We start from the raw sequence: 1,339 nt of genomic DNA, 5'->3' as shown, positions 1-1,339 counted from the left end.
ATATGCTCAGACATACGCTTGGCTATAAGTTGGTTAAAACGACTCCATTGACGACCATTCAGCAAATCCTTGGACATGATCACGTAGCGACAACCAATATCTATACGCTAACAACACAGCAGGATATGGCTGAAGCCTTGGCAAATATCGAGTGGTAATGAGCCACTCTTTTTGTCGTGGATGGAAGGGGGTCTTCTATTTGTAGTAACAGACCCGCCAGCAAAGGGTGCAGAAATTTTTGTGATAATTTTACGGTACATATGAGGAAGGAGCTATACCTATTGAAACAATAAAGCAAGAAGAACAGCGACAAGCTGAACTGCTTAAACAGTATATGGAGAAGCATTTTAAACCACTCAAAATGAAACAACTAATTGAAACGTTCTCTTTTTCCGAACTACGCAAGCTTATTGGTGAGATGGACATTGAGTTTTTCGCCTTAGCCTATTTCCCTAAATATTTTGATCGAGCATTTGGCAAGTTTCATCTTGAGCTATTCGCGGAATTAAAACATATGCTTGTAAATACAGGACTGATTACAGCTTTCGGACTCCCAAGGGAACATGGAAAGTCAACGATCAGTTCCTTTTTATTTCCGTTGTATGCGACTTTATATGATAAATCACAGTTTACATTAATCATATCAGCCACAGAGCAAATTGCATTACCCTTCTTAGACATGATCAAAGATGAGCTAGAAACGAATACAATGCTGATTGAGGATTTCGGTATTCGAAAAGGAAGCCGCTGGAACAACAATGAGATTTGGCTCAAGAGTAAAGGTGGGCTGGACTCCTGCATTATGATTCGTGGCATAGATGGCAGCTTGAGAGGTATTCACTATAAGCATCATCGTCCTACCTTAGTTCTAATGGATGATTTGCTTAAGGAGGATACTGCACGATCCGAGGCCAAACGAGAACAGATTAAAAATACCTTTACAGATGTCATTCTGCCAATTGGCACAAGGGATACGAATATCCTGATCTGTGGAACGATTTTGAACGAAGAGGACATTATGGCCGATCTGCTAAAAGGTAAAATCCCAGGTGTGCGAAGTGTTCGTAAAGCAGCCGTGCTTCAATTTTCAGAACGGGATGATCTGTGGTCAGAGTGGGAGCGACAATATAATAACTTGCAGGATGAGGACAGGATCAATACTGCCTTGTCTTTTTTTATAGCTCATGAGAAGGAAATGCTGCTGGGTACAGAAATTCTATGGAACGAGTATTTGGACTATTATTATTTGATGTGCAAGAAGCAAGCCATGGGTGAAAAGTCATTTTATAAAGAGTTACAAAATGATCCGCGTTCAACAGACGAATACATATTTCAGAAT

General features: G+C 40.3%; 1 protein-coding gene and 1 pseudogene. Both read left to right on the top strand.

Annotation, left to right across the window (positions count from 1 at the left end; all coding sequences use genetic code 11):
* Window positions 1-2 precede the first annotated feature (2 nt).
* Window positions 3-158, top strand: coding sequence for a tyrosine-type recombinase/integrase (locus QD47_RS29405; protein ID WP_044649458.1), 156 nt, complete (start codon window positions 3-5; stop codon window positions 156-158).
* 203 nt (window positions 159-361) lie between these two features.
* Window positions 362-1,339, top strand: a pseudogene (locus QD47_RS29400) (phage terminase large subunit); the annotation flags it as partial.

Source organism: Paenibacillus terrae (assembly GCF_000943545.1).
GTDB lineage: Bacteria > Bacillota > Bacilli > Paenibacillales > Paenibacillaceae > Paenibacillus > Paenibacillus terrae_A.
The sequence above is the reverse complement of the archived record's forward strand: the minus strand, read 5'-3'. Positions and strand labels throughout refer to the sequence as shown.

Excerpts from the sequence above, each read along its gene's own strand:
- QD47_RS29405 (WP_044649458.1), top strand. The coding sequence starts at position 3 with ATGCTCAGACATACGCTTGGCTATAAGTTGGTTAAAACGACTCCATTG.